Here is a 24,914-nt window from a genome sequence, read left to right on the forward strand (position 1 = left end):
TTTTCACACGCGACGATAAAGCCAGAAGCAGGACGATGGGAGACGCACCATGACGACGTATTTCACGATCGGCGACTTCATTCTGATCATCCCGATGGCGCTCGCTGGCGCGCTGTTCCTCGGGGCCATTCCCTGCGCGACGCATCTGAGAAACAACGTACTGCGCGTGTTCGGCGCATTGCTCGGTGTGCTCGCCGCCTTTCTGCTCGTCGAAGGATTGCCCGCGCTGATATAGCAAGCGCGCCGTTCAGGGCGCGCTTGCGAAAGGTGCTTCTATTACAGATGAGCGCCGAGGAAGGTCAGCGTGCGTCCGTGCGCGAGCGCCGACGCCTTCCCGTTATACGACGCGCGATCGCCGCAGTTGAAGCCGTGGTCGGCTTGCGCGTAGACATACAGTTCCGAATCCTCGCGGCCCGCGAACTTCTGACGGACGGCATCGACGGCATCGGCGGGAATGTGCGCGTCGAGTTCGCCGTAATGGAACTGCATCGGCACCTTGACCTGATCGGCCTTGTCGAGCGCGTTCTGAATGCCGCCGCCGTAATAGGCCACCGCCGTATCCACCGAACCCTCGGCCGCCGCGAGATACGCGAGCCGGCCGCCGAAGCAATAGCCGATCGCCGCAATCTTGCCCGTCACTTCGGGCAGCGCGCGCAGCGCTTTCGCAGCCGCGCCGACGTCCGCGACAGCGGCATCGAGCTTGGTCTTTTGCAGCAGTTCCATCGCCTTTTCGCGATCCGCGCCTTCGTAACCCAGCTCGACGCGCGGCTGCGTGCGCCAGAAAACATCGGGTGCGAGGGCGACGTAGCCATCGGCGGCGTATTGATCCGCGACGCTGCGAATGTGGCCGTTCACGCCGAAGATCTCCTGCAGGATGATCACGGCGGGTCCGGTGCCCGTCTTCGGCAGCGCGAGATAGCCTTGGAAGCTGCCGCCATCGGCCGGAATGTCGATCCAGCGTGAAGTCGTGGAAACGGTCACGTCAAACTCCTTGTGTGTGGGAATGCAGGCGTGTGAGTTTGCCAGCTTTCCCTTTCAGTCGCCCTGAACGTCCGCGCGCCCTCTGGCACGCGCTTTGAGGCGCAGCCGGTTTTTAGAGGCGCCGATCTAAACGCCAGCTAAAAACAGTCATTAAAAAACAGGCTAATGGTGCCGATGGGCAGGGATTATCGGCGCGCGTCTGCCGGACTCGAATGACGGCCAAACCTTTGCGCGCCGATGTCGCGCAAACCCGCATGCACAGGGCTTCTTCACGCGAACGCCACCACAAACGGCGGCGCATCACAACTGGCCGATAATTGGTAGTGACACCACTATCTTAAAAAACTTCCCTAAATTAATTTGACAACCCTACACTTGCGCGCAGTGCGGATGGCGGCTGCCACGAACGGCCTGCCGGAAGGACTTGCCAAGTGCATGACGATGCATCCGGCGTGGTCGTCCACGGGACTGAGCGATCGTGATGAAAGACGGGGCACAGGGCGATTACGTTGTTTTTGGGACCGAAACTGGAGACTTACATGAACACCAAGCTTCACAAACTGTTGCCGATCAGCGCCGCAGCCGTGCTCTTCGCGACGTTGGCAACGTCCGCAGCAGCCGACCAGGTCGTCAAGATCGGTCACGTCGCTCCGCTGACCGGCGGCATTGCTCACCTGGGCAAGGATAACGAAAACGGCGCGCGGCTCGCAGTCGAAGAGATCAACGCCAAGGGCCTGACGATCAACGGCCAGAAGGTCACGCTCGAACTCGACGCGCAAGACGACGCGGCCGACCCGCGCACGGCGACGCAAGTCGCGCAGAAGCTGGTCGACGACAAGGTCGTTGGCGTCGTGGGTCACCTGAACTCCGGCACGTCGATCCCGGCGTCGAAGATTTATAGCGACGCGGGCATCGTGCAGATTTCCCCGTCGGCGACGAACCCGACCTACACGCAGCAAGGCTTCAAGACGACGTACCGCGTCGTCGCGACCGATGCGCAGCAAGGTCCGGCGCTCGCCAACTACGCCGCGAAGAACCTGAAGGTGAAGAGCGTCGCCGTGGTGGACGACTCGACGGCATACGGCCAGGGTCTCGCGAACGAGTTCGAAAAGACCGCCAAGTCGCTCGGCCTGAAGGTGATCTCGCACGACGCGACCAACGACAAGGCCGTCGACTTCCGCGCGATTCTGACGAAGATCAAGGGTGAGAACCCCGACGCCGTGATGTACGGCGGCATGGACGCAACCGGCGGCCCGTTCGCCAAGCAAGCCAAGCAGCTCGGCCTGCGCGCCAAGGTTCTCGCGGGCGACGGCGTCTGTACGGAGAAGCTGTCGGATCTCGCAGGCGATGCGACCGACAACGTCGTGTGCTCGGAAGCGGGCATGGCGCTCGAGAAGATGGACGGCGGCAAGCAGTTCGCGGAGAAGTTCCAGAAGCGCTTCGGCCAGCCGATCCAGATCTACGCGCCGTTCACGTATGACGCGGTGTACATCATCGTCGACGCGATGAAGCGCGCCAACTCGACCGATCCGGCGAAGATCGTCGCCGCGATGCCGAACACGGACTACAAGGGCGTGATCGGCGAGACGACCTTCGATTCGAAGGGCGATCTGAAGCACGGCGTGATCTCGCTGTACAACTACAAGGGCGGCAAGAAGACGCTGCTCGACGTCGTGAAGATGTAATTTCCTTCGGACTTCTCGAAGTCCAGAGAAACGCGCGGTTCCGAAAGGACCGCGCGCTTTTTCATATCTTCCAGCGCCTGAGAATGCGCGGTCCGATGAGCGTGATGACGAAGCAGCACGCCGCGACGACGCACAGCCCGATCGGCAGATTGCTGACCTGTGCAACGCCGCCGATCAACACCGGCCCGAGCAGCAGCCCGAAATACGCGAGGCCCGCGACCTGCGCGAGCCCTTCCGCGGGCGTCACGCCCTCGACGCGCGCCGCTGCTGCGAACAGCACCGGCATCATGTTCGCGAGGCCCAAGCCCATCAGCGTGAAGCCGGTCATCGTGACGATGGTGTTCGGCAGCAAGAGCGCCATCACCATGCCGATGAACGCAAGCCCCGCGCTGCCGAAGATCAGTTGCGGCGCGCCGAAACGCGCGCGCACCGCGTCGCCGCCGAAGCGGCCTGCCGCCATGCCGCCCGAGAACGCGGCGTAAGCGGCGCTCGACACCGACGGCGTGGCTTCGACGACATCGCGCATATATACAGTGGCCCAGTCGTACATCGCGCCTTCCGCGATCAGCGCGACGAGCGCGAGGCCGCCGAGCGCCCACAGCGCGCCCGAGCGCCAGCGATTCGATGACGACGCCTTCGCGTGCTCGTCGTGATGCGGAACGTGCGGCAGCACGGCGGGCATCGATACGAGCAGTACGAGCAGGCTCACACCGGAAGCGAGCGCGAGATGCGCCGCCGGCGCGAGTCCGTGCGCGAGCAATGCGCCGCCCGCGGCCGCGCCCGCCATCCCGCCGATGCTGAACATGCCATGCAGCGACGACATGATCGGCTGCGCCAGAGCCTGCTCGACCGCGCTGGCCTCGGCGTTCATCGCGACATCGAGCGTCGCCATGCCGAAGCCGAAAATCGCGAGCACGACGAGCAGCATCCAGTAAGAAGGCGTCACGAGGATCAGCGAGCCGCAGATCATCATCGTGATGCCGCCCGCCATGCACGCGGTGCGCGTGCCGGCGCGCGCGATCCACGATCCGGCGGTGAGCATCGCGAAGATCGAGCCGCCCGCGACCGCCAGCAACGCGAACGAGAGCATGCCGGGACTGAGTGCGAACTTGTCGCGCACGGTGGGAACGTGCACGCCCCAGGAGGCGTACATCATGCCCGCGATGAAGAAGACGGCCATCGTCGCGTAGCGCGCGCGTACGCGTGTGGCATGCGGAAGAGTGCGATGTAGCGCGAGCGTCGGATTGGATTCGCAGGCGGCGGAGGCAGTGGTCGAATCGGACACGAATGAAATCGTTCTTTGAAGTTGCGCGGGATGCGATGACAACCGGACATGTTGCCATCGAACGCGAAGGCTTTCGATTCTATCGAACGGCCAGGCGACACGCTCGGACCTGCTGCATTACCATCGTCCGACCATTCACCCACGCACGAGGCCCGGATGAACATCCCGTCGCAAGCGCCGCTGCATCTGCTGCATCGCGTCTCCGAAGGCACGCTCGCCACGCTTACCCGCGAGCCGCGCGGCTTTCCCTATCCGACGGCGCTGCCGTTCGCGCCGACCGAGCGCCATGTGCCGATGGTGCTCATCAGCCATCTCGCCGAGCACACGCGCAATCTTCAGGCCGATGCGCGCGCGGGGTTTCTGGTTTCCCACGCGGCGGATGGCGGCGTGCTGGAAGGCCAGCGCCTGACGATGCTCGGCAGTTTCGCGCCCGCCGCGCCCGAAGATCGCGATGAGCTCGCGCGGCGCTATTTGCGCTATCACCCGGATGCGGCACGCTATCTGAAACTCGGCGATTTTTCCTTCTGGGTGATGTCGCTCGAGCGCATGCGTTATATAGGCGGATTCGGCGCGATGGGATGGCTCGGCGGAGAAGAACTGGATTCGCTGCCGCCGCTTTCGGCGGACGACGAATCGTCGTTATGCAAATATTTCGATGCTTACAGCGGCCGTCCGGAGAATCTCCGATTATTGGGGATAGACCGGTACGGCTGCGATTTGCTGCTCGCCGACATCCGCAATCGTTTTACATTCGATTACCCGAAACTGACGAACGAGGATTTGAAGGCCGCGGTTATCGATTGTTTTGAGCGTCAACGTAATATTTGAACGAGATAAATCCGAGACGTTGCGACCCGATTTCAACCGCATGGAACGCGCTGCAGAGCGGCTTTTTCGTGGCAAGTTGCCATCTCATGAAACTTTGCGACTGACTCGTTTGTCTTTGTTTTCATCCGATGCCATCGTCGAGTCGTCGTCGCGACTGGCAGAGCTTTTTAAGTCCGAAGAGCGAACAAGCGAACCTTCTGAGCTTTCGGCAATTGTTACGAAGAAAATTGCTAAACTTTTAATAAGTGGCGATTCGCACATGCCGCGTTATTGGGAACTGTGTTAATCTGCGTGCCAGTCCGAGGCTATACTGATAACTGAAAGCGAGCGCGCCGATTCGCAAGTCAGCAAACCACTTAGGGAATTGCCATGCCTTCATACAAGGAACTCCTCGCACAACGCGAGTCTCTCGAACGTCAGATTGAAGAAGCGAAGTCGCGCGAATACGCGGAAGTGCTTAATGAGATCAAGCAGAAAATGTCGGATTATGGCATCACGCTTCAGGAACTGGCTGGCGGCCGTGGCGCAAAAGGCGCGAAGGCCGCGCGCAGCCGCTCGGGCGTGGCGCCAAAATATCGCGATCCCGAAAGTGGCAGCACGTGGTCGGGTCGCGGCAAGCCGCCGAAGTGGATCGCCGGGCAGGATCGGGATAATTTTCTGATCGGCAAGTAATTGCAAAGCATCAATCGATGCATTCGAAGAGCCGCGTTACGTGACGCGGCTTTTTCATTTGTGCGATCAGATGAACGGTGTTTCGTCATTTGCCGAAGTTCGAAGACCGGAGACACATTACACCGCGCTTGCGTCAACAGCGCGCAGGCCGAAAACCGGGACGTCTCCTGAAGGAATATTGCGCCAGATAGCGGACTTGCGGCAACTCGGATCATCGTGGTTCTGCCGTCGAATTTCGGCATTAATTTCCTCGGCGGATTGCTGTTCACGGTTCGCGCCGCAATGCTGGCTCGCGAGCGAACCTGGATCGCCAACCATCAGGATATTTCGCCCGTATCAGGCCGGGCGTGCTGGGTAGTTTGATTTTTATCGACTGGCTGAAAGGGAATTGGATGCGCGGTCGCCCATTGCATTACAAGGCTCTTCCAACGGACGCACCGATTCCGCGCGCTGGAACCAACGGTCCAAGCGCGCATTAGAAACGCGGCGCTAAACGCAATCCGTCAGAGCGGCAATTGCGTGTCGAACTTGATCTCTCGGAGCACAACGCTCGTTCGCACCTGAGCGACGGCAGGAATCTTGAAGATGCGATCGTGGAGAAAGGCGTCGTAAGCCTTGATATCGGGCGCGACGATCTTGAGGATGTAATCGGATTCGCCGGTCGTGCTATAGCACTCGGTGACTTCCGGGCAAGTGGCGATTTCGCGTTCGAATTGCTCGACGCCGCCTTCCGTATGCCGTGTCAAATGAATATGCGCGAGCGCGCAGACATGCAGACCGAGCTTTTCGCGATCGAGCAGCGCGGTATAGCGCTGAATGACGCCCGATTGCTCCATGTCCTTGATGCGACGCCAGCACGGCGTGCTCGACAAGCCGACCTGGTCGGAGATTTCCTGAACGGAGCGGCGTGCGTCCAGCTGCAGGAGACGCAAGATTTTTTGTGAGAATGTATCGAGAGTCAACTGCGCCTCCGTTCGGTCGCGATTTGACTCTCATAGTAGAGGCGTCGAAAAAGAAACGCAATGCAAACGCGCCCGCACTGAGGGAGTTTCCCTAACTCCCCCGCCTCAGGGCGCGGTTTTACCTTCAGTGTCGTCGCCGGATTCCTTCGCAAGCCTGGCCAGCTTCTCCTGCGAGATCCGCAGGTCGGCCAGCATGTTGCAAAAGAGTGCGCCTTGCTCGATTGCGTCGTCCAGCGCGACGTGCGTATGCGGCAGCTCGTCGAACCAGTGTTTCGGCAGACGCGGCTTGATGGCCTTGCGATACGGCAGGCCGGTCATCGCGAAGGCGAGCGTCTTGATGTCGAGCGCCGACCACGAAAACGGGCAGCGCTCGGCAAAGCGCATCATGTACCAGAACATATGCGTGAAGTCGAAGCCCGCCGGATACGCGACGAACACGGGCTTGCCGGGCAGCGCTTCCACCCATTCGACATAGGCCGGCAAGGCGATTTCCGGCTTCTGCAGGTCCTTGCGGCATGCGGCCCACGCGTCGGGCTGCGTCTTCCACCATGCCGCCTGAACCGGATGCGGCGTCGCGCCTTCGAGCGTTTCGAGATTCGCGGAGAAGGTGCCGATGAGCTGCTTGTCCGCGGTGTAGGCCGCGGACGCGAAGCTCAGCATCGAATGCGGTCCGGGAATCGGGCCATCGGCCTCGACATCGGTGCTGACGTAGATTTCGGGGATTGCGTTCACGCTGTCGCACCCGTTGCCGCGCCGTCGCGCACGAAAGGATTGCTGCGCCGTTCCTCGCCGAACGTCGATGCCGGGCCGTGTCCGGGAACGAAGGTGATATCGTCGCCGAGCGGCCAGAGCTTTTCGCGGATCGAGCGGATGAGTTCCGCCTGATTGCCGCGCGGGAAATCGGTCCGGCCGATCGAACCGGCGAACAGGACGTCGCCGACGAACGCCACATTGTGCTCCCGACTGAAAAATACGACGTGACCCGGCGTGTGGCCTGGGCAGAAATAGACTTCCATCGACTCGTTGCCGAACTGCACGGCGTCGCCGTCGTCGAGCCAGCGTTCCGGCGTGAAGGCTTCGGCGTTCGAAAAACCGAAGCGCTGAGTCTGCGCGGGCAACTGATCGATCCAGAACGCATCTTCGCGATGCGGTCCCTCTATTTGTATACCGTAATGGTCCGCGAGCGCCTTGGCGCCGCCGCAATGATCGAGATGGCCGTGCGTGAGAAGAATCTTGTCGACGGTCACGCCTTGGCGTTCGACTTCCGCGATGATCCGTTCGATGTCGCCACCCGGATCGACGATGGCGGCGCGCTGGGTCGCTTCGCAGATCACGATCGAGCAGTTCTGCTGAAAGGGCGTTACGGGAACGAGAATGACTTTCATATGACTGACGTCGATGCGCGCGGGCCTGTAAAAACGTTCATTGTACCGGTGCGACCACGGGTCCGACGGCAGCGCGCGCCGCGACGGCGTTGCTCAAAAAAGCGGCAATTCTTACGCTCATAGCGAAAATCAATGACAATTCGATGGGTCCGATGAGCCGGACCACGGTTTTTTTGTATAATGGCACTACTTGTGCATGGATCAAACCATGCCGTCATTGGGCGAATGCCAAAACGCTAGTGCGTTTTTACAATCGCTGTCAGTACGCTGTTGGGGGCCAAAAGCCTCGCAATTGCAACTCACGCACCTCCAGTAGGTGCACACGTCTTGTCCGGCCAGACGCCGCGCGTCTGTCAGATGGCCTTTGCCGCCGTCACGCCGGATGGGGCCTACGCCGCCGTTCCTGCGCTCACTTGGCTTCACCAGCGCACGAACGTGATGCCACGTTCGATGGCGGCTTGTGGGGTCTGGTCAGGCTGCCGGGGACAGGTTGCGCCAGACGTGAACAATAACCGGGCGTTTGCGGCACGAGTGCGCCGCATCCGAGCACAGTTCACCGTTCGCTTCAGCGAGCGGCGTTCTGCTTTGCACGGCAAAGCCTCGAGCAGCCTTGCGCGCGCCGACCAGCGCAGCGCGGCCGCTCCTTTATCGTTGAAAACACGTCTATGAATGCTCGATTTATTCGACATGTCGGGAGCCTGCTAGCAGTTGGCGTGCTGGCGGGTTGCGCCGCGCCGGGTTCGGGCGATGTCGCATCCAATCCTCAGAACACAAACCCCTTCAGCACGAGCAGTGCCCGCTCGACGGCGCCGCTCGCCTTCGATTCGCACCTTTCCGCGCTGCCCGCCGAGAAGCCGGCGCAACCGGCGCAGTCGCTTTCCGACGCCGAGCCGATCACGACCGGTCCCGACGCCAGCAACTTCGAGCAGAAGGGCAAGGCGTCGTGGTACGGACGCATGTTCCACGGTCGCAAGACCGCGAGCGGCGAGAAGTTCAACATGAACGCGATGACCGCAGCGCATCGCACGCTGCCGCTCGCGTCGTGGGTGCGCGTGACGAACGAAGCGAATCACAAGACCGTCGTCGTGAAGATCAACGATCGCGGCCCTTATGTGCACGGACGCGTGATCGATCTGTCGTATGCAGCGGCGGCGGTGCTCGGCATGCGCGGCGCCGGCACGCAGAAGGTGAAGATCGAAGGTCTCACGCAGCAGGAAGCGCGTGCGGCGCGCGAAGAGCAGGCTCAGGCGCTGGCCGACGACAGCGTGAACTGATCTCGCCGACAGCTTCGCAGAACCCGACGGGCCGTTATCGCAACGGCCCGTTTTTATTTCTCGTCGCGTTTGGCGAGCTTCAGCGCGCGTTCATACAGCGCATTGCGCGACGCGCCCGTCAATGTCGCCGCGATGCGCGCCGCGCTTTTCACCGACAACTCTTCCAGCAGCGTCGACAGCAGCGCGTCGTGGGCGTCGTCGGCGTCGTGCGCTTCGGGCGCGCCTTCGACGACCAGGACGAATTCCCCGCGTTGACGATTCGCATCGGCTTCGAGCCACGTTGGCCCTTCGGCTAGGGTGCAGCGATGCAGGCTCTCATGTAACTTCGTCAGCTCACGGGCGATCAGCAGTTGCCGTTCGCCGCCGAACGCGTCGCCGAGCGCGCGCACGGTTTCGACGATGCGATGCGGCGCCTCGTAGAACACCAGCGCCATCGGAAGACTTGCGAGTTTCTTCAGCTCCGACGCACGTTGCTTCGCCTTCGTCGGCAGAAAGCCGATGAACGAGAAGCCGCCGACGAACGCGCCCGCCGCGCTCAACGCGGTCGTGAGCGCGCTCGCGCCCGGCAGCGGGATGACCGGCAGGCCGGCCTCGCGCACGGCATCGACGAGACGCGCGCCGGGATCGGAGATACCGGGCGTGCCCGCGTCGGATACGCACGCGATGCGCTCGCCGTTCCTGAGATGCTCGATCACGCGTTCGGCGGCGCTGCGCTCGTTGTGCTCGTGCACGGCGATCGACGGCTTCGAAATGCCATAGCGCGCGAGCAGTTGCGCGGTGTTGCGCGTGTCTTCGGCGGCGATGCGATCCGCGAGTCCGAGCACGTGGAGCGCGCGCACGGTGATGTCCGCCGCGTTGCCGATCGGCGTTGCGACGATATACAGCGCGCCTGTCGGATAGTGCTGCCCAGCGGCGAGTTCGGAGATCTGAAGCATGAGCGCGGGCGTCGAAGGAAAGGTCGTCATTTTGCCATGCGCGATTCGGTGGCCCGCCGACAACTTTTACGGAGGAGCCGTGTCCAAAACGCTCGGCGCCGCTTTCGAGTCGCACGCGCTCGCGTTCCTGCAGCGGCAGCGCATGCGTCTTGTCGCGCGCAACGTGACGTGTCGCGGCGGCGAGATCGATCTCGTGATGCTCGATGAACGCGGCGCGCTCGTGTTCGTCGAAGTCCGCGCGAGAAGAAGCAGGCGTTACGCGAATGCCGTCGCAAGCGTCGATGCGAAGAAGCGCGCGCGCCTCGTACATGCCGCGCAGCATTTCCTGACGACATGGCGCGGCGCGTTGCCTGCGTGCCGTTTCGACGTCGTCGCGTTCGATGCGGGCCGCATCCATTGGCTGCCCGATGCGTTTCGCGCCGACGAGGCGTGACTGCGGTTCATCGCATGATGCATGCGGTAAACTGCGCAACAACCGACGCCTTGAGCGTTCAAGCCACACACCGCGCACGTCGCGGCCGATGATCGAGAGTCGATGTCAGTCGAACGCATTCAACAGCAATTCCGCGACAGCGCGGCACTTCAACTCGAAGCACTCGACGCGCTGGCGGTTCCGATCGCGGCCGCCGTCGATACGCTTTTTGGCGCGCTCGCGAACGGCAACAAGATTCTCGTTTGCGGCAATGGCGGCTCGGCTGCCGATGCGCAGCGCTTCGCCGCGCAACTCATCGGCCGCTTCGAACGCGAGCGTCCGGGCTTGCCGGCGATTGCGCTGACCACGGACACCTCGATACTCACGGCCATCGGCAACGACTATGCGTTCGAGCAGATCTTCTCGAACCAGGTCCGCGCGCTCGGCCAGTCGGGCGACGTGTTGCTTGCGATCAGCACGTCGGGCAACTCGGTGAACGTGCTCGCTGCGATTCAGGAAGCGCACGAGCGCGAGATGATCGTGATCGCGTTGTCGGGCAAGGGCGGCGGCGCGATGTCCGACGTGCTCGCCGAAACCGATATTCATATCTGCGTGCCGGCCGAACGAACGGCGCGCATCCAGGAAGTCCATCTGCTGACCATTCATTGTCTGTGCGACGGCATCGATGCGATGCTGCTCGGCGACGACTGAAACTGAAAGGGGGAACGGAGTTGATGAACAAGACACGCGTCAAGGCGACGCTGGCCCAGGCCACGCTGATGGTGGGCATGTTGTCGGGAGTTGCATTGACGTTGCAGGGCTGCGCGCTCGCGGTCGTCGGCGCGGCGGCCGGCGGCACGTTGATCGCCACGGATCGCCGCACGCTCGGCGCGCAGACCGAAGATCGCGAGATTCAGGTGAAGGCGCTTTCGCGGATCAACGAGAACGTGCCCGATACGTCGCATGTCAACGTGACCGTGTTCAACCGGCGCGTGTTGCTGACGGGCGAAGTGCCGGACGACGCATCGAAGGCGAAGGCCGAGGCGGTGGTGCGCGACATCAATAACGTCGGCAGCATCGTCAACGAGCTGTCGGTGCAGGGCGCGAGTTCGTACTCATCGCGCGCGAACGATTCCTACCTTGAAGGACGCGTGAAGACTGCGATGGTCGGCGAGAAGGACTTGCACGCGAACGACTACAAGGTGGTGTGCGAGCGCAGTGTCGTTTATCTGATGGGGCTCGTCACGCCGGACGAAGGCGCGCATGGCGCGGATGTCGCCGCGCGCGTGCCGGGCGTCGAGCAGGTCGTGAAGGTGTTCCAGTACATCAAGCCTGAAGAGGCGCAAGCGCTGGAAGCGGCGGCCGCGTCGGGCACGAGCGTGGCGCCGGCGGCAAGCGCGCCGGCTGAGGCGACGGTTGGCACGGTGCCTGATTCGGGCGTGACGTCGCGTCCGCTCGATACGCAATCGCCCGCGCCCGTGAAGAACTCGGATGTGCGTCCGGGGAATGCCAATCCGGCTTCGACGGTGAAATGAACATGATGCGTTTGATTGTCGGCGCGGTGATCGTTGCCGCGTCTTTTGGTGTGTCTGCTGCGGAGCAGACGGGTTCATCCGCGAATGCGATGGCGATCGCGCGCAGCAACGCGTGCATGGGTTGTCATGCGATCGATCGCAAGCTTGTGGGGCCGTCGTTTCAACAGGTCGCCGAGAAGTACAAGGGCGATCCGCAGGCGAGCACGATGCTTGAAAAGAAGGTGAAGAACGGCGGCGCGGGGGTGTGGGGCTCGATTCCGATGCCTTCGCACCCGAAGATGAACGACGCGGATATCAAGACGGTCGTGTCTTGGATTCTGGCGGGGGCGCCGCAGAAGTGAGTGTTGATTGAAGTCGTCTGAAGGCTTGCCTGACGGCGATTTTGCTGTGGTACAATTTTGATTCGTTGGGGGGGTAGCTCAGCTGGGAGAGCGTCGCGTTCGCAATGCGAAGGTCGGGAGTTCGATCCTCCTCCTCTCCACCACCGATACAAGCCCGAAAGCCTTATCAGATAAGACTTTCGGGCTTTTTTGTGGCTCCACGGAGTTCCATTCAAGCCCCCGGCATTCCACGATATTCCCGGCCGAATTTTCCCAGAACTTTCCCGCGCAGTCTCTGCTGTGCCCGACACCCGGAGGAGGGCGCCGCCGCACATCGCTTCGACCGTCGCAGCACTTCAGAGCCGCCGTTCAGGCTCTCTGCCCAACATTGCGCAAAGCTAGCCTCAGCACATGCGTCAATTGCACTCCGTCAGAGTCACCATCGACCTCTTCTATTTGACGTTGCAAATCCTGACGTTGCCAGTCGCCGAGCGCCCGCCCCGTATTCGCCCAGAATGCACGTTTCGCATTTAGTCGTTGGTCGGCATTCGTCGGCCGCCCCCTCCGACGCGGATTCTGTACCGGGGAGTCCTGAGGCATTGGTTCGGAAGTCTTCCCATCCAAGTAGTCGGCCAATGCTGCCTTTGGACACAACCATCGTCGTCCAATCTTCACAACCCGGATGGGAAACCGGCCGTCCGAGATCTGATTCAGAATCGTTTTCTGTGCACCCGGCCCGGTCTTTCCCAGCGCTTGACCGACTTGTTCGGGTGTTAGCGCCGCGACTCCAGGAAAGAGATTGTCGAGAACCTCAAGGCTAGTCGTCAATTTCGAGCTCGCCGCCAGGCTGGAATTTCACTCAGGTCAATTACTCTCGAACTGAGTGGCGGCGGGCTTATCGGGCTCGTAGCAGCTTGCGCTTTCTGCCGTTCCCGATAGCGGCGCATCCTTTCAGCACCGCTCAAGGCCTTGCCTGTTGGCGGTCGACCGCGCTTGCGCGGTGCAGGCTCGAACAAGTCGAGAGTCGTGTTATCTGCTGGATCTTTCATTGAGTCTCTTTTGTCGTCAGATGTGACGATTATTTGCAATGTGGTAACTGAAACGAAAATCGTCCGCATGATCGACGCGTGTAACCGTTACGAGTGACGGTAATCATTTCGATCACTGTTTCTTGTGACGCTTGATTGCGGCGGAGAGAATTCCCGCAACTTGTAACGCCGCGAGAAGTTTAGCGTGGGATGTGACTTAAAATGGCGGTCGTGCTTTAAACGGAAAGCTACTCGTGGGAAAACAACCGCCGGTATATGGTAATTTTCTGCACCTATAACATTTTCACATTAACGCGGGCTTCTAAATAACATTTCGATTCGATAGAAATATTGGCAGGTTTGTAAACGAGTTTCCGCTGCAGTATCTTGGGGAACGTGTTGGGTGCTAACGGCACGAAAAAACTGTCGCTATACTGACACTGCATGTTGTAGACAGGGCGGCGACCAGCGCAACGCGATCGTCACCGGTGAGAAGCCGGTTGTGCCTATACCGCGCCACGGCAGTCCGTGGTTGTGCGCCGGAACCAGCCGGCCTCGGTTGTCGAAATCGTGCCGCCGGCGTGGATGGGGACAACACAGTGGCGCGCCGGCCGGGATAACTGCTACCACGGGATACTGTCTGAAAAAGCAGAACGCGCTGGCTCACCTAGAGGCGCGGACAGGTAAGTCTAGGCGGCGAGACGGCTCCGTACCTTGATGAAAAGGTTGGGAAGGGTAGACAGACCCGGCGGTTCCCAGGTCAGCTCGAGCAGGGTTATCCCGATCATGTCGGGAGGGCCCGGCTCAACCCACCGCCCTTGATGCACGATTGCGTAACGCAATATTGAACTCAAACCCAGAGATCTCAGCAAGGTTGAGCCTCAAACTCAATATTGAGTTACTCAATCTTTGTTTAACGGCGCAATCTAGCAATTTCGCCATTGGTGCCACAGTAAGCTCAATCCAGCTTAACGGCGCAATTCAGCGATTTCGCTGTCGAGGCACAGTCAGCTCAATCCAGCTTAACAGCGCAATTCTAGCGATTCGCTTTCGAGCTCCAGTCAGCTCAATCCAGCTTAATAGCGCAACTCAGCAGTTTAGCTCTCGGGATCCGCTTAGCTCAATCCAGCTTAATAGCGCAATTCGGCATTTTCGCGCTCGGGCTCCAGTCAGCTAAATCCAGCCTATCAGCGCAATCCAGCAGGTCCCGACCGAAGCAGTCGTAGTTCGGCGTTTTCAGCCCCACGGGTAGCTACCCTGGACGCCTGAGAAACAGAGCTTGCACTATCCCAAGCAGCGCAAAGCAGCAGCGCAAAGCAGCGCATTCCCCGCCCTGGTCGCGCAGTTCCTCCGGTCCCGGCGTAAGCAGTTTTATCCGACCAATGCTACCCTTCATGCTTCAGTCAGCCTCAAGTGCTCCAAACGGGATAAAACCGCATTAGAGCGGCTGCTGACCGCTGGGTAAGGGGTAGCTAGCCTCCAACCCACCGGAGTGGTGGAAGATAGGACGTCGTCCGCATATTTCCGAGCTCAAAATCGATCTCCCGCCAGACCATCTCCTCCACGATCTTGATAGGGAGGGGCCCAGGCAGGCGGCGAGCGGGTCTGTCATCTGCCTCGCACACGCTATACAACCGCGTAAAGGCTCTCTAAGCGTGTGCAAATGCTCCGAATAATCTTCACTTCTTTATTGCCGTATCTGGTTGCCGCGGTTGTCTGCATCGTGGGCACTATCGCCCTCTATCAGTGTGCGCCGCGCGTTCTCGATCTTCTCTCCACGCTTCTGGTCGTACATCCGTTATCGGCGGGAACGTTCACCGTGCTCGCTGTGGCGAGCGTTGACAGCCGCGTCTTGCAGGCAGGCCGCTACGTCAGGTTCCAGAACGTCGGCGCGAAGTCTGCGGCGCAGTTGCTGCTCGGAGATCGGTAATGAGAACGCCAGACCGGCCGAAAGCCCGGAAGACGTTGCGCTGCCCGCCAAGCGTGATGCTGATCGCACGAACGCTGTGCTGGCCGTCATCGCGCGTCTTCTAACCACTGTTGAAGATCGCGATGGCAGTAGCAGGGCACCGCGTCCCGACCGCCGCCGTTCGGGTTCGTGAGCGCCAACCTGATCGGCAGTCCGCTGCCGGCCTGCACTTGGACGAACGCGTCGCGCTACTTCGTGACCGTCTCGAAGCACGTGCCGACTCCCGCGAGGCTGCGCAGCTTCGCACCGACGTCAGGGAGGCGCGTGGTTTTGTCCGCGGCTTCAACGCGCGCGAGGTCTCTGCTGACACCCATGCCCGCTACTCGCGCGTCGTTGATCAGATGCGCACGACCGGCCAACAGCCGGAGCGTGCCGCGAGCCGGGCGAACTTTCAGTTTCGGCGTGCCGCGCTCGTGCATGTAACGCGCGACGAGGTGAAAACTGCGCTACGTGACTTGGATCGATTCAAGCGCTCCGGCGAAATAGATCGGGCGGCTGATGCGTATTTGCGAATTCGTGAGGGCCTGGAGACGCTGCGCCGACTTCCCCCTTCGACGGGGGACCGAGAGGCCGATATGGAGCGGAAAAGCGTGTACACCGGCCCAGCTCAAGCACAGGTTAGTAACGGAAAGCGTCCCTCCCTGGCCGGCCTGCCATCAGACTGGCGGGACCTCGTGCAACGCGAGGTGCGCGATGCAGACCGACCGGCTGTCGCTGTGATGGCGCTGTCCGGAGCGCGCCCTGCCGAGGTGAAAGGCGTTCAGGTGCGGCAGGACGGCGACCAGATTGCGCTATCGATTCGAGGCGCAAAGGTCGACAACAATCGCGGTGTGGAGAGCAGGACGCTGTCTTTCGTCCGTTCCGATTTGGCGGGAACGGAGGCAGGCCGCGACCTGCTCGCGTGGCTCGGCAACCGGTCGGAGCGGACGATCACGCATGCCGGTACAGTCGCGGCCTTCCGCGAGCGCGTCGCGCGTGCGGCGGAACGAGCCGGCTTGCCACACGTAAGCGCCTACACATTCCGCCACGGCGAGGCGCGCCGACTGAAGCTCGACGGCACGCCACGCGGCGAGATATCCACCCGCCTCGGGCATCGAGCGCAGCGCAGTCAAAGCAAATATGGCTAAGGAGAAAATATGCCAATCCTCGAATGGCTTGTGGAAAGCCTGCGTTCGCGCGGTCTTCATGACGAGGCTGATACTCATGAAGCTGTCCATGCTGGGGAAGCATCTGGCTCGGCACCGGCCGGCGTTTCGGCGTCGTACGGCCACGACGATGACCGGAGAGTCGGTGGACGTGGGGAGCGCGCGAGCGTGAACCCTGGTGTTGCTGCACGGGGCGCCGAGCCGTCAGCAACACCAGGAAATCCTGGTGGTCCGGACGCTGGGCATGGCGTTCACCCTGACGACATCGACGGCGGCGGCGCGCACGATACCGCTGCTGCCATAGACCGTGGCGGCGAGGCAGCCGCAAGGCACAGCAACTTTGACCCCGACCGTCTTCACGAGCATCAGCAGCGCTCACCGGAATTGGACTCGCATGACCCTCTCGCTGGTTTGTATTCCGGACGTTTGCGGGCGTCATTGGCGCGCGAAGCGTTCCGCTCGGCGAGCGCTTCGGCACAGGACGCCGCTATCGCAGAGCGTGTCCTTTCCCCGAACTTCGACGCGTTCATGGAGATGGCAGAGCGGGCGATGTTTCCGGCTCCGCAACCGATTGACGAATGGCGAACGGGTCGCCGAGCAGCTATCGATGCGGTCGGCGACGCGCTTCCTCGCTTCGCACGCGGCGATACATACCTCGACCCTTCGATTACGCGTGCCACCGACGCCGGCCCAGCATTGTCTCAGCATGCTGAGCCGGCCTGCAGACCAATGTCCAGCACCACCGTTCAGCGTACTTCCAATCAGGCGCTGGAAAGATGAAAGCCATTACCTCCCAGGGATGTCGGAGCGCTGTCTACGCTGTCGCCACGCTGAGCGTTGCAATCGTCGCCACAGTGATAGATGCCGGTGTCCTGTTCGGCATCGTGCATGTTCTCCATGCCGGTGTTTCGGCCAGTGTTCTCGCTGTCGTCCTCGCAGGCAACCTCGCATTAGCGTCACGCGTCGCTGTTCGGCACGCTCGCCAGCCGGCGGCTAGCACCCTTTTCGTCTCCCGCTGAACGCCTTGCTAGCTTCGCTGCTGGCATCACGCTCGCCGTCCTTCTGGTGGTCATGGGCTGACGCTGACGCGTCCTGGCGCGCGCCCTTCGGTCGCTTTTGCGCCGTCGCCCAGAACTCGCTGACGCGAGTTCGCCTTGTCCCATGTCGCGCCGTGCGCGCCCCACGACAAGGCTTGTCTCGGCGCGGAGTTTTTTGTCTCTAGCCCACGGTGTCTTGCCTACTCGCCTCGGTGTGTAAGCCCAGTGGTATGCACCGGGCATTCGGGTCAGTCGACGCTATACGGAGCGAGGCGCACTTTCGCGCCGCTGGAGATCGTCATGCACAACCCCAACATCATTGAGCACGCCGCCGCCTGCGCGTCGCTGCGTTGCTGCACAACGCCGTCGCTTGCCGCTGCTGCGCTGTCTTTCACGCCCGAAGCTGCTGCCGACGCGCTGCGCGCAGCCGTCGCGCCAGGCTATTTTCGTCGCCTGCTATTGCCGGGACTCGGGAACACGCCGGTCTACCAGCCCACACCGAAATCAATCGGCCTGGACGCTACGAGAGCACCGAAATTTCTGCGGGCGGGGCAGTCTCTGGACACTCTTTGGCGCGGTCTTTTGCGCGGCGGCGTCGCCTTCCGTGGCACCCCGGCGGGCCGCTGGTTGACCACCGGAGAGCTTACGCTCTTGTGCGTGAAGACCGGCATCCCGACATCGGGGTACGCTATCCCACTGGTCTTGCAGGATAACGGTGGATACACGGTGTTCGCACCCATACCGCCGTCCGCAGAGCGCTCGGCTTTCAATGCAGTCGCCAGTATTGTGGCTCGCTGGCATCCGCTGTTCGAACAGCAGAACGGCCGGCTCCTCCTTGTCGCTCGGGCCGGTCGGCAGGCTGAGTGCCTGCGCGCAACGCTGCGTGAGTTCGGCGTGGCTCCGGGCGACGAGGTACGTGAACTTGCTCAAATAGACGCGCAGATTTCCGCCGATCCAACCGGGGTCAGTCGCATCAGGCTTGCCGGCCGCCGGGCAGAACTGATGACGGCACAGGCGGATGTTTCGGTCGAGTTCCCGTGGCTATCTCGCGATGTCATTACCGTTGATCCGCGAGGGTGACGGCATGCTTCCGACTCAAACGACACCCCGCTCGCTCTCGTTGACAGCCGCGCGTCAGCGGGCGCGGGAACTGCTCGAATTCGATCTTCCGTTTTGGCTGCGTGTCATTATCAGCTTGGCCTTTGGCTGTCAGGCAGTCTGGCTTGTGGTCCCGACTATTTGGCCAGAGCAGACTTTCGGCCACGCGCTCCGTGTGACTTTCATCGTTGTCGTATCCGTGGCGGCGATTGCCTACGACGGGCTTGGCGCGTTGCTCGGCGGCACCGCAGCGCGGCTGAGGCTTGTATGGAAAGCGAGCAAGCAGTCGCAGCATTTTATCGCCCAGCACTATCGCCTGCCGCCACTGCTCGACTCGCAGGAGTCGCCCACGCTGGTCGTCGGTGAAGTACATCCGACGCGGAGCTATTCGGGCGACGGCCACCGCCTGACCTATGGCACGGGTGCCGAGCTCGCGCCGCAGCCTGAGTGGTTTGCGTTACCGCTCGCGGGACTTGTAACTGGGATTCTGGTGTTGGGCGCGACAGGCAGCGGCAAGACAGCGTACTTCATCCAGTCGGCTGTCTTCCGTCTCCTGGGACACGGCTCGCGACCGGGTGCACTGGTTGCTGATAGCAAGGCGGCGCTGATTGGTCCACTAGTCCGCAGCCTGCATGAGGCCGGCCGGCTTGACGATCTGCGTGTCGTTGGTCTACGGCATCCAGAGACCAGGTGGAATCCGCTGCATCGCCCCGCAGACGACCCTGCGACCCTGGCGGAGAGCTTTATGCAAGCGTTGGAGGCGATTAACGGCGGCGGCTTCGAACCTGCGTCACGCTGGATCCGACACGGCGCACGCGCACTTTTGGAGGGCGCCATCGGTATCCTCCGGCTGACGAACGCCGGGTATGTCACGGCGCAGGCCGTGCTAATGCTGCTCCAGCAGTTGCAGTTGCTCGCACAGGGGAATGATGAGCCGGGCAAAGCCGCGCAGGGGTTTCTCATCGCGCTTTGCGATGGATTTGAGTTCGATGAAGAGAAACGAGAGCAGCAGGACTACTACCAGAACCGGCTCGTTCAGGTTTTCGCTGAGGAGGATAAGCTTCGCGCGATATATCTGAGCGAAATCTATCAGTTGCTGACGCCACTCGTTGCGCCGGGCGCACGACAAGTCTATAACCCTCCAGAGTCCGAAATCACGCTTCCAGATTGGCCGACGGTTATCGACCAAGGGCTCATCGTCGCCCTCGATTGCTCGCTGTTTGAAACGCCTGGCCTCGCCCAATTGCTCGGGGTGACGCTGAAACTGGGTTACCAGCAAGCGATTCTAAATCGGTTAGCTGGCCGGGATGGGTTGGAGCCGGAGGAGCGCGCCATGTTGCTGATCATCGACGAGGCGCAAGACATGGTTACGGCGGGCGATGAAGCCTTCCAAGCGCTGGCCCGCGCGGCGCGGTCCATCACCATCTACGCAACACAGGGCATCCCCAGCCTGGAGCAGCGGCTTGGGGAAGTCGCAACCCGCGTGCTCGTGCAGAGCTTGCGGAATCTTGTCGTGCTTACTCAGACCGCGCCCGACAAGGTCGCCGACTTGTTGGGCCAACACAATCGCAGGCTCGTGGAAACGAGCATAAACGAGACCGTGACCGACGCCGCCCTGACGGCCGCAGGCCGGTTTGCGGGCGATTCGACCGTCGCGCAGAGTTTCAATGTCCGGGAACAGCGTGAACACATCGTGCCGCCCGAAGTGCTCCGGAACTTGCCGACCGGCCAGGCGATCGTTGCAGGCTTCGACGGCAAGAGCGAGCTGCCCTTGTGCCGGGTATTTCTCCACCCGTACTTTCGACCGATAGAAACGCGGTTCACCGACCTAGGAGCCTGAACATGTACGGTATCGTTATCCCCATCCTCTTCGCCGCCGTGCTCCTGACCGGCGTGGAAGCATGGACTTGCTGGGGCGGGCTCGTTACCTCCGTGCCGCAAGACTGCTGGTATGTTTCACTGGTCGTTTTCGTGACGTGGGGGAGCTTGCACACAATACGCAAGCTCTCCCAATAGCTCGTGAAGTTCCAAGCGGGCATCGCTAAGATCAACTGACCAGAGGCCGGAAGCCTTCCGCCTCGCGGCGGCGGTCTCGATGCTCGGGTGATATCGTGTTCGCAACATCAAGGTCAAGGGATCCCGCCTCGACCAAACAATCGATTCGTGCGTGCAAAAGGCTCATGATAAATCCCGAACTGGCCGCTGAATTGGCCGACGCGGCGCGACTCCAGGCGGCGATCCGCGAGTTGCGCAAGCTCCGAAAAGAATGCGCGCCCCTTGATCGTGCATGGTCCGATACGCGGGTTGCCAGGCTGCGCTACGAACGGGAATATGCGTTCGCGGTCCAGCAACTGCGGGAACGGGAGATTCGTATTATGGATGAGCTCCGGCCCTATCTCGTCAGGATTGAGGCGCTGGAGAAACAGGTGAGGAAGTTGGACCGGAAGACACGGAAAGCGCGCTCGGGCTAAAGTCATTCAGAAGCTGTGCGAAGGCCGCACTAAAGAGCTTGCCTTTTAGCGCGTCACACATCGTATTACTCAATCTGCGCCCGCGATTCCGATGTGCGCAAGGGAGGCGGCCCGCGTCGAATCGCCGCCCAACGGTCAGCGCGCTGGCGGCTCGGATAGGCTGCCAGCACCGCTTGCGCGCAGCAAAAACCATAATTTCTGGGACACCGCATCATTTTGCCGGATGCCTGTTGGAGACCCGGCTGTTAAAATCCCCGTCAATTTTGTCAGCGTCCGGAAATCATCAATCAATCAATGGCTTGGCATGGCCCAAATTTCGACAGATGGCCAGAACCCGGAATCGCAGCGTGACGCGCTGAGCGTTTCCGAAGTCCACTGCATCTAGGAAGGAAGGCAATTTGGTAACGATGCTGGCCAGCGGGAGCTTGACTGCCCCTAAAGGCGCAGCACGTTCGTGACGTTAATAATGGAGCGGCTGGACCGGATTAGGCGCGGCCTGACTGAGTTGGTCCGAATCGTCGCGAAGTTGGAAGAAATCTCGGTTTTCGAGCGCATCGTCGAAAAGATCGAGAGCTCCAGCACGGCCGGCAAACTGGTCTTCCAGGTTTTCGCGGCTTCTGGTTGAGTTCAGACGCAACTTAATTCGGAGTCAGCGGGGGAATTAGCAGTCGTGAAACTCGTAAATAACAGTGGATTAGACCGGGTCATCGATCTAATGCGCCCGCATTTGAAGCCGGGCCGCAAATTCGATTGCGTCACGCCGTTGTTCTCGTTGTTCGCCTTCGCTGAACTACGCGATGTTCTCGCGACGCTTGAACGGGTACAGCTTATCCTCCCTCCGGCAGATGACAGACTGGACTTCGTTGGCGGCGAGGGGGACCGGGCCGCACGAAATCGGCTGCAAGCCCGTTGGCTCGCCAACCAGTGCGCCAAGTGGCTCGATGGCCGTGTTGAACTGCGCCGCGCGCACGGCCGCGTGCCGCAAGGCGCTGCAGTCATGCGCGCACCGAACGGCACTGCTGACCAGGTAGTGATGGGTTCGTTCGCGTTCAGTACAGATGGCCTGGGCCTGGCGCCGGGCAATCCCTTGAATCTGATACAGGCGTCCGAATCGGCCGACGAGGCGGCACAGCTCGCCCGTTGGTTCGATCAGCAATGGTCCGCGCTCCAGACGCAGCCTGACAGCCGGCCGGCCCTGGTTGAAGCCCTGCTGAGCATGGGGCGGCACCATGCGCCGTTCACGCTCTACGCACTGATCCTGAATCACCTATTCGGGAACCGCGGCGAAGAGATGGACGAGGAGCGCATCGTCAAATCGGCCACCGGTATTCGCAACACCGTTGTCTGGAAGAAGCTGTTCAAGTTCCAGCGCGATGGCGTCATCGGGGCGATTGACAAGCTGACGCGTTTCGGTGGTTGCATTATTGCGGACAGCGTGGGGCTTGGAAAAACCTTCGAGGCCCTAGCCGTCATCAAGTACCACGAGTTGCGCAACGACCGCGTGCTGGTGCTTGCGCCCAAGCGCCTGCGCGACAACTGGACGCTGTACAAGGCCAACGACAAACGCAATGCGCTCGCGGCAGACCGCTTTAATTACGACGTACTCAACCATACGGATTTGTCGCGCGACGGTGGCCACTCCGGCGATATCGACCTGTGCCATGTGAACTGGGGCAACTACGACCTTGTGGTTATCGACGAGAGTCACAACTTCCGCAACAAGAAGTCGCCGCGCCAGGGCACCGAGACCCGCTATGACCGGCTAATGCGCAAGATCATCAAAGAAGGCGTCAAGACGCGCGTACTTATGTTGTCGGCAACGCCAGTCAACAACCGCTTGGCAGATTTGAAAAATCAAATTGCCTTTGTCACTGAGGGCGACGACACCGCCTTGGTTGAGCACGGCATCGAGAGCATCGAGCAGACCACGCGCAAAGCGCAAACCCAGTTCAACCGCTGGCTCGACATGGACGAGGCCGAGCGTACGCCCGGCCACCTGGTCGAGATGTTGGGCTTTGATTACTTCACGCTGCTGGATCACCTTACCATCGCGCGTTCGCGCCGACATGTAGAGAAGTATTACGGTACGGACGAGACCGGCAAGTTCCCGGGCCGGCTGCCGCCTATAAATATCAAGGCCGACGTAGATCTGGCTGGTCAATTCCGCGCTATCAAGGACATCAACCTCGAAATCCGGCGCCTAAACCTGGCCAGCTACGCGCCGCTGCGTTATGTGCTGCCGCACAAGCAGGCCGCCTACGACGCCAAATACAGCACCGAAATCAGGGGCGGCGAGAGTTTCTTCCGCCAGGCTGACCGCGAAGAGAGCCTCATCCACCTGTTGCGGGTCAACGTGCTCAAGCGCATGGAGAGCGCGGTTTCCTCATTCTCACTGACCGTGCAACGGCAGCTCAAAGACGTTGAAGCTGTGCTGGCCCACATCGAGAACCACGCCGAGGGCATCGAGGAAATCGACATCGCCGATGTGGATATCGACGACCCTGCATATGAACCACTACTTGTAGGTCGCAAGGTTAAGGTGCTTCTCAGCGACGTGGACCTGATTCGGTGGAAGCAAGACCTGATCGAAGACCGCAATCGCTTGGCCACATTGCTGGCCGCTGCCCAGCAGGTGGACGCGGGGCGCGACGCCAAGCTGGCCAAACTGCGCGATATGATCGAGCAAAAGTGCCGTGCGCCCATTAACGCCGGCAACCGCAAGATCATTGTCTTCACCGCGTTCTCTGACACGGCGCAATACCTGTACGCTAACCTCGCTCCGTGGGCCAAGTCCTTCCTTGGCGTGGATGCTGGCTTGATCACCGGCAGCGCCGGCATCCAGACCACCGTGCCCGGTTTGCGCAAGAGCATGAGCAGTGTGTTGTCGGCCTTCGCGCCGCGCGCCAAGGAGCGCCCGGCAGACATGGCGGCAGAGGGAGAAATCGACTTGCTCATCGCCACGGATTGCATCTCTGAAGGTCAGAACCTGCAGGATTGCGACTGGCTGATTAACTACGATATCCACTGGAATCCGGTGCGGATCATTCAGCGCTTCGGTCGTATCGACCGAATTGGCTCGCCTAACCAGAACATCCAGTTGGTGAACTTTTGGCCCAATATGGAACTGGAGGAATACATCGGCCTGGAACAGCGGGTGAGCGGGCGCATGGTGTTGCTTGATGTTTCGGCCACGGGCGAAGAAAACCTCATTGAACAGCAGTCTGGCGACCAGATGAACGACCTGGAGTACCGGCGCAAGCAGTTGCTTAAGCTGCAGGATACGGTTATCGATATCGAAGACCTGAGCAATGGCGTGTCCATCACCGACTTGACGCTGACCGACTTCCGCATCGACCTGGCGCAGTACCTCAAAGAACACCCCGGTCAGCTCGACAGCTTGCCGCTGGGCACCTACGCCGTCACCACCAGTATTGACGCCGACATTCCTCCGGGCGTCATCTTTTGCCTGCGAGCCGAGGGAGCAGCAGCTGCCAAAATGAGCAAAAGTGGCCAGCATTCCGACTACCCCCTGGCACCGATTTATCTGACTCATGTGGGCGATGACGGTGCCGTGCTTCTGCCGTATCCTCAGGCCAAGCGGATCCTTGACCGGCTCAAGCGTCTGGCCCTCGGGCGCGAGCTGCCTGATGACGCTGCCTGCGCCAGCTTCGATAAGGGCACGCGGCAGGGCGAGGACATGCGCCACGCGCAGAAGCTATTGGCTGCTGCCGTTGCGTCTGTGGTGGGCAAAAACGAGGAGCGCGCGGTAGCCAGCTTGTTTTCGCCCGGTGGCACTTACGCCATGAAGGGTGAATTCGCCGGCAGCAATGATTTTGAGGTGGCCGCCTTCTTGGTGATTCTGCCCGGAGCCGCTGCGTGACGGTGCACGAGC

25 protein-coding genes and 1 tRNA gene are annotated in these 24,914 nt (G+C 61.1%); 18 read left to right on the forward strand and 8 right to left on the reverse strand.

Features of this window, described 5'->3' with window-relative positions; translation table 11 throughout:
* Positions 1 to 49 precede the first annotated feature (49 nt).
* The gene (locus QCE58_RS01255; RefSeq protein WP_008352305.1) at positions 50 to 235 is read left to right on the forward strand and encodes a hypothetical protein; all 186 of its coding nucleotides are present in this window, start codon (positions 50 to 52) and stop codon (positions 233 to 235) included.
* A gap of 41 nt (positions 236 to 276) precedes the next feature.
* Here QCE58_RS01255 and QCE58_RS01260 read toward each other — a convergent pair whose 3' ends face one another.
* Entirely contained in the window at positions 277 to 981 is a 705-nt protein-coding gene (locus QCE58_RS01260) for a dienelactone hydrolase family protein (protein WP_008352303.1), read from the reverse strand.
* Between the two features lie 539 nt (positions 982 to 1,520).
* On the opposite strand from QCE58_RS01260, the gene QCE58_RS01265 reads away from it, so the two are divergent.
* Positions 1,521 to 2,666: a branched-chain amino acid ABC transporter substrate-binding protein gene (locus QCE58_RS01265; protein ID WP_008352302.1), complete on the forward strand. Its 1,146-nt coding sequence runs from the start codon at positions 1,521 to 1,523 to the stop codon at positions 2,664 to 2,666.
* Positions 2,667 to 2,727: 61 nt separating this feature from the next.
* Here QCE58_RS01265 and QCE58_RS01270 read toward each other — a convergent pair whose 3' ends face one another.
* Positions 2,728 to 3,951, reverse strand: a complete 1,224-nt coding sequence (locus QCE58_RS01270; RefSeq protein WP_250435383.1) for an MFS transporter — start codon at positions 3,949 to 3,951, stop codon at positions 2,728 to 2,730.
* Positions 3,952 to 4,107: 156 nt separating this feature from the next.
* Between QCE58_RS01270 and QCE58_RS01275 the strand changes: the two genes are divergently transcribed.
* Complete coding sequence (locus QCE58_RS01275) at positions 4,108 to 4,779, forward strand: HugZ family protein (protein WP_250481415.1); 672 nt, start codon at positions 4,108 to 4,110, stop codon at positions 4,777 to 4,779.
* A gap of 369 nt (positions 4,780 to 5,148) precedes the next feature.
* The gene (locus QCE58_RS01280) at positions 5,149 to 5,451 is read left to right on the forward strand and encodes an H-NS family nucleoid-associated regulatory protein (protein ID WP_008352299.1); all 303 of its coding nucleotides are present in this window, start codon (positions 5,149 to 5,151) and stop codon (positions 5,449 to 5,451) included.
* Between the two features lie 117 nt (positions 5,452 to 5,568).
* Here QCE58_RS01280 and QCE58_RS01285 read toward each other — a convergent pair whose 3' ends face one another.
* The 5 genes from QCE58_RS01285 to QCE58_RS01305 all read right to left on the reverse strand — a co-directional run bounded on the left by QCE58_RS01285 (position 5,569) and on the right by QCE58_RS01305 (position 8,487).
* The gene (locus QCE58_RS01285) at positions 5,569 to 5,769 is read right to left on the reverse strand and encodes a hypothetical protein (protein WP_250481416.1); all 201 of its coding nucleotides are present in this window, start codon (positions 5,767 to 5,769) and stop codon (positions 5,569 to 5,571) included.
* 185 nt (positions 5,770 to 5,954) lie between these two features.
* Positions 5,955 to 6,413 carry an Lrp/AsnC family transcriptional regulator gene (locus tag QCE58_RS01290; RefSeq protein WP_008352298.1) on the reverse strand — a complete coding sequence of 153 codons (459 nt, stop codon included), beginning with the start codon at positions 6,411 to 6,413 and terminating at the stop codon, positions 5,955 to 5,957.
* 105 nt (positions 6,414 to 6,518) lie between these two features.
* Positions 6,519 to 7,145, reverse strand: a complete 627-nt coding sequence (locus QCE58_RS01295) for an exonuclease (protein WP_175979687.1) — start codon at positions 7,143 to 7,145, stop codon at positions 6,519 to 6,521.
* Complete coding sequence (locus tag QCE58_RS01300; protein ID WP_250520867.1) at positions 7,142 to 7,798, reverse strand: MBL fold metallo-hydrolase; 657 nt, start codon at positions 7,796 to 7,798, stop codon at positions 7,142 to 7,144. The genes QCE58_RS01295 and QCE58_RS01300 overlap by 4 nt, the downstream gene beginning before the upstream one ends.
* A 419-nt stretch (positions 7,799 to 8,217) precedes the next feature.
* On the reverse strand, positions 8,218 to 8,487 hold the full coding sequence (locus tag QCE58_RS01305; protein ID WP_162483414.1) for a hypothetical protein: 270 nt from the start codon (positions 8,485 to 8,487) through the stop codon (positions 8,218 to 8,220).
* On the opposite strand from QCE58_RS01305, the gene QCE58_RS01310 reads away from it, so the two are divergent.
* The gene (locus QCE58_RS01310; RefSeq protein WP_250520868.1) at positions 8,464 to 9,072 is read left to right on the forward strand and encodes a septal ring lytic transglycosylase RlpA family protein; all 609 of its coding nucleotides are present in this window, start codon (positions 8,464 to 8,466) and stop codon (positions 9,070 to 9,072) included. The two genes, QCE58_RS01305 and QCE58_RS01310, sit on opposite strands and share 24 nt — an antisense overlap.
* A gap of 53 nt (positions 9,073 to 9,125) precedes the next feature.
* Here the strand turns inward: QCE58_RS01310 and rsmI are convergent, their stop codons facing one another.
* Positions 9,126 to 10,007, reverse strand: a complete 882-nt coding sequence (gene rsmI / locus QCE58_RS01315; RefSeq protein WP_175979689.1) for a 16S rRNA (cytidine(1402)-2'-O)-methyltransferase — start codon at positions 10,005 to 10,007, stop codon at positions 9,126 to 9,128.
* On the opposite strand from rsmI, the gene QCE58_RS01320 reads away from it, so the two are divergent.
* The 13 genes from QCE58_RS01320 to QCE58_RS01380 all read left to right on the forward strand — a co-directional run bounded on the left by QCE58_RS01320 (position 10,006) and on the right by QCE58_RS01380 (position 24,902).
* Complete coding sequence (locus tag QCE58_RS01320; RefSeq protein ID WP_250497138.1) at positions 10,006 to 10,440, forward strand: YraN family protein; 435 nt, start codon at positions 10,006 to 10,008, stop codon at positions 10,438 to 10,440. The two genes, rsmI and QCE58_RS01320, sit on opposite strands and share 2 nt — an antisense overlap.
* A 102-nt stretch (positions 10,441 to 10,542) precedes the next feature.
* A complete protein-coding gene (locus QCE58_RS01325; RefSeq protein ID WP_175979691.1) occupies positions 10,543 to 11,130 on the forward strand; it encodes a phosphoheptose isomerase in 588 nt (195 codons plus the stop codon).
* Positions 11,131 to 11,153: 23 nt separating this feature from the next.
* Positions 11,154 to 11,954, forward strand: a complete 801-nt coding sequence (locus tag QCE58_RS01330) for a BON domain-containing protein (RefSeq protein ID WP_008352287.1) — start codon at positions 11,154 to 11,156, stop codon at positions 11,952 to 11,954.
* Positions 11,951 to 12,295 (forward strand): c-type cytochrome, encoded by a 345-nt coding sequence (locus tag QCE58_RS01335; RefSeq protein WP_175979692.1) that lies wholly within the window; start codon positions 11,951 to 11,953, stop codon positions 12,293 to 12,295. Before QCE58_RS01330 ends, QCE58_RS01335 begins: the two co-directional genes overlap by 4 nt.
* Before the next feature lie 67 nt (positions 12,296 to 12,362).
* Positions 12,363 to 12,438, forward strand: a tRNA-Ala gene (locus tag QCE58_RS01340).
* 2,527 nt (positions 12,439 to 14,965) lie between these two features.
* Positions 14,966 to 15,232: a hypothetical protein gene (locus tag QCE58_RS01345; protein WP_250520869.1), complete on the forward strand. Its 267-nt coding sequence runs from the start codon at positions 14,966 to 14,968 to the stop codon at positions 15,230 to 15,232.
* Between the two features lie 209 nt (positions 15,233 to 15,441).
* A complete protein-coding gene (locus tag QCE58_RS01350; protein ID WP_250520870.1) occupies positions 15,442 to 16,398 on the forward strand; it encodes a hypothetical protein in 957 nt (318 codons plus the stop codon).
* A gap of 9 nt (positions 16,399 to 16,407) precedes the next feature.
* Positions 16,408 to 17,196 (forward strand): hypothetical protein, encoded by a 789-nt coding sequence (locus QCE58_RS01355; RefSeq protein WP_250520871.1) that lies wholly within the window; start codon positions 16,408 to 16,410, stop codon positions 17,194 to 17,196.
* Between the two features lie 557 nt (positions 17,197 to 17,753).
* Positions 17,754 to 18,533, forward strand: coding sequence for a hypothetical protein (locus tag QCE58_RS01360; RefSeq protein ID WP_250520872.1), 780 nt, complete (start codon positions 17,754 to 17,756; stop codon positions 18,531 to 18,533).
* Between the two features lie 4 nt (positions 18,534 to 18,537).
* Positions 18,538 to 20,391, forward strand: coding sequence for a hypothetical protein (locus tag QCE58_RS01365; protein WP_250520873.1), 1,854 nt, complete (start codon positions 18,538 to 18,540; stop codon positions 20,389 to 20,391).
* Between the two features lie 340 nt (positions 20,392 to 20,731).
* Complete coding sequence (locus tag QCE58_RS01370; RefSeq protein ID WP_250520874.1) at positions 20,732 to 21,022, forward strand: hypothetical protein; 291 nt, start codon at positions 20,732 to 20,734, stop codon at positions 21,020 to 21,022.
* 466 nt (positions 21,023 to 21,488) lie between these two features.
* Complete coding sequence (locus QCE58_RS01375) at positions 21,489 to 21,647, forward strand: hypothetical protein (RefSeq protein WP_250520875.1); 159 nt, start codon at positions 21,489 to 21,491, stop codon at positions 21,645 to 21,647.
* A gap of 90 nt (positions 21,648 to 21,737) precedes the next feature.
* Entirely contained in the window at positions 21,738 to 24,902 is a 3,165-nt protein-coding gene (locus QCE58_RS01380; protein WP_284502252.1) for a helicase-related protein, read from the forward strand.
* The last annotated feature ends 12 nt before the right edge of the window (positions 24,903 to 24,914 follow it).

Source organism: Caballeronia sp. LZ028 (assembly GCF_031451415.1).
Taxonomy (GTDB): domain Bacteria; phylum Pseudomonadota; class Gammaproteobacteria; order Burkholderiales; family Burkholderiaceae; genus Caballeronia; species Caballeronia zhejiangensis.

Coding starts and splice junctions, on each gene's coding strand:
- QCE58_RS01255 (WP_008352305.1), top strand. CDS start 50: ATGACGACGTATTTCACGATCGGCGACTTCATTCTGATCATCCCGATG.
- QCE58_RS01265 (WP_008352302.1), top strand. CDS start 1,521: ATGAACACCAAGCTTCACAAACTGTTGCCGATCAGCGCCGCAGCCGTG.
- QCE58_RS01275 (WP_250481415.1), top strand. CDS start 4,108: ATGAACATCCCGTCGCAAGCGCCGCTGCATCTGCTGCATCGCGTCTCC.
- QCE58_RS01280 (WP_008352299.1), top strand. CDS start 5,149: ATGCCTTCATACAAGGAACTCCTCGCACAACGCGAGTCTCTCGAACGT.
- QCE58_RS01285 (WP_250481416.1), bottom strand. CDS start 5,769: ATGGTTGGCGATCCAGGTTCGCTCGCGAGCCAGCATTGCGGCGCGAAC.
- QCE58_RS01300 (WP_250520867.1), bottom strand. CDS start 7,798: ATGAAAGTCATTCTCGTTCCCGTAACGCCCTTTCAGCAGAACTGCTCG.
- QCE58_RS01310 (WP_250520868.1), top strand. CDS start 8,464: ATGAATGCTCGATTTATTCGACATGTCGGGAGCCTGCTAGCAGTTGGC.
- QCE58_RS01305 (WP_162483414.1), bottom strand. CDS start 8,487: ATGTCGAATAAATCGAGCATTCATAGACGTGTTTTCAACGATAAAGGA.
- QCE58_RS01320 (WP_250497138.1), top strand. CDS start 10,006: ATGAGCGCGGGCGTCGAAGGAAAGGTCGTCATTTTGCCATGCGCGATT.
- rsmI (WP_175979689.1), bottom strand. CDS start 10,007: ATGCTTCAGATCTCCGAACTCGCCGCTGGGCAGCACTATCCGACAGGC.
- QCE58_RS01325 (WP_175979691.1), top strand. CDS start 10,543: ATGTCAGTCGAACGCATTCAACAGCAATTCCGCGACAGCGCGGCACTT.
- QCE58_RS01330 (WP_008352287.1), top strand. CDS start 11,154: ATGAACAAGACACGCGTCAAGGCGACGCTGGCCCAGGCCACGCTGATG.
- QCE58_RS01335 (WP_175979692.1), top strand. CDS start 11,951: ATGAACATGATGCGTTTGATTGTCGGCGCGGTGATCGTTGCCGCGTCT.
- QCE58_RS01345 (WP_250520869.1), top strand. CDS start 14,966: ATGCTCCGAATAATCTTCACTTCTTTATTGCCGTATCTGGTTGCCGCG.
- QCE58_RS01355 (WP_250520871.1), top strand. CDS start 16,408: ATGCCAATCCTCGAATGGCTTGTGGAAAGCCTGCGTTCGCGCGGTCTT.
- QCE58_RS01360 (WP_250520872.1), top strand. CDS start 17,754: ATGCACAACCCCAACATCATTGAGCACGCCGCCGCCTGCGCGTCGCTG.
- QCE58_RS01365 (WP_250520873.1), top strand. CDS start 18,538: ATGCTTCCGACTCAAACGACACCCCGCTCGCTCTCGTTGACAGCCGCG.
- QCE58_RS01370 (WP_250520874.1), top strand. CDS start 20,732: ATGATAAATCCCGAACTGGCCGCTGAATTGGCCGACGCGGCGCGACTC.
- QCE58_RS01375 (WP_250520875.1), top strand. CDS start 21,489: ATGGAGCGGCTGGACCGGATTAGGCGCGGCCTGACTGAGTTGGTCCGA.
- QCE58_RS01380 (WP_284502252.1), top strand. CDS start 21,738: ATGCGCCCGCATTTGAAGCCGGGCCGCAAATTCGATTGCGTCACGCCG.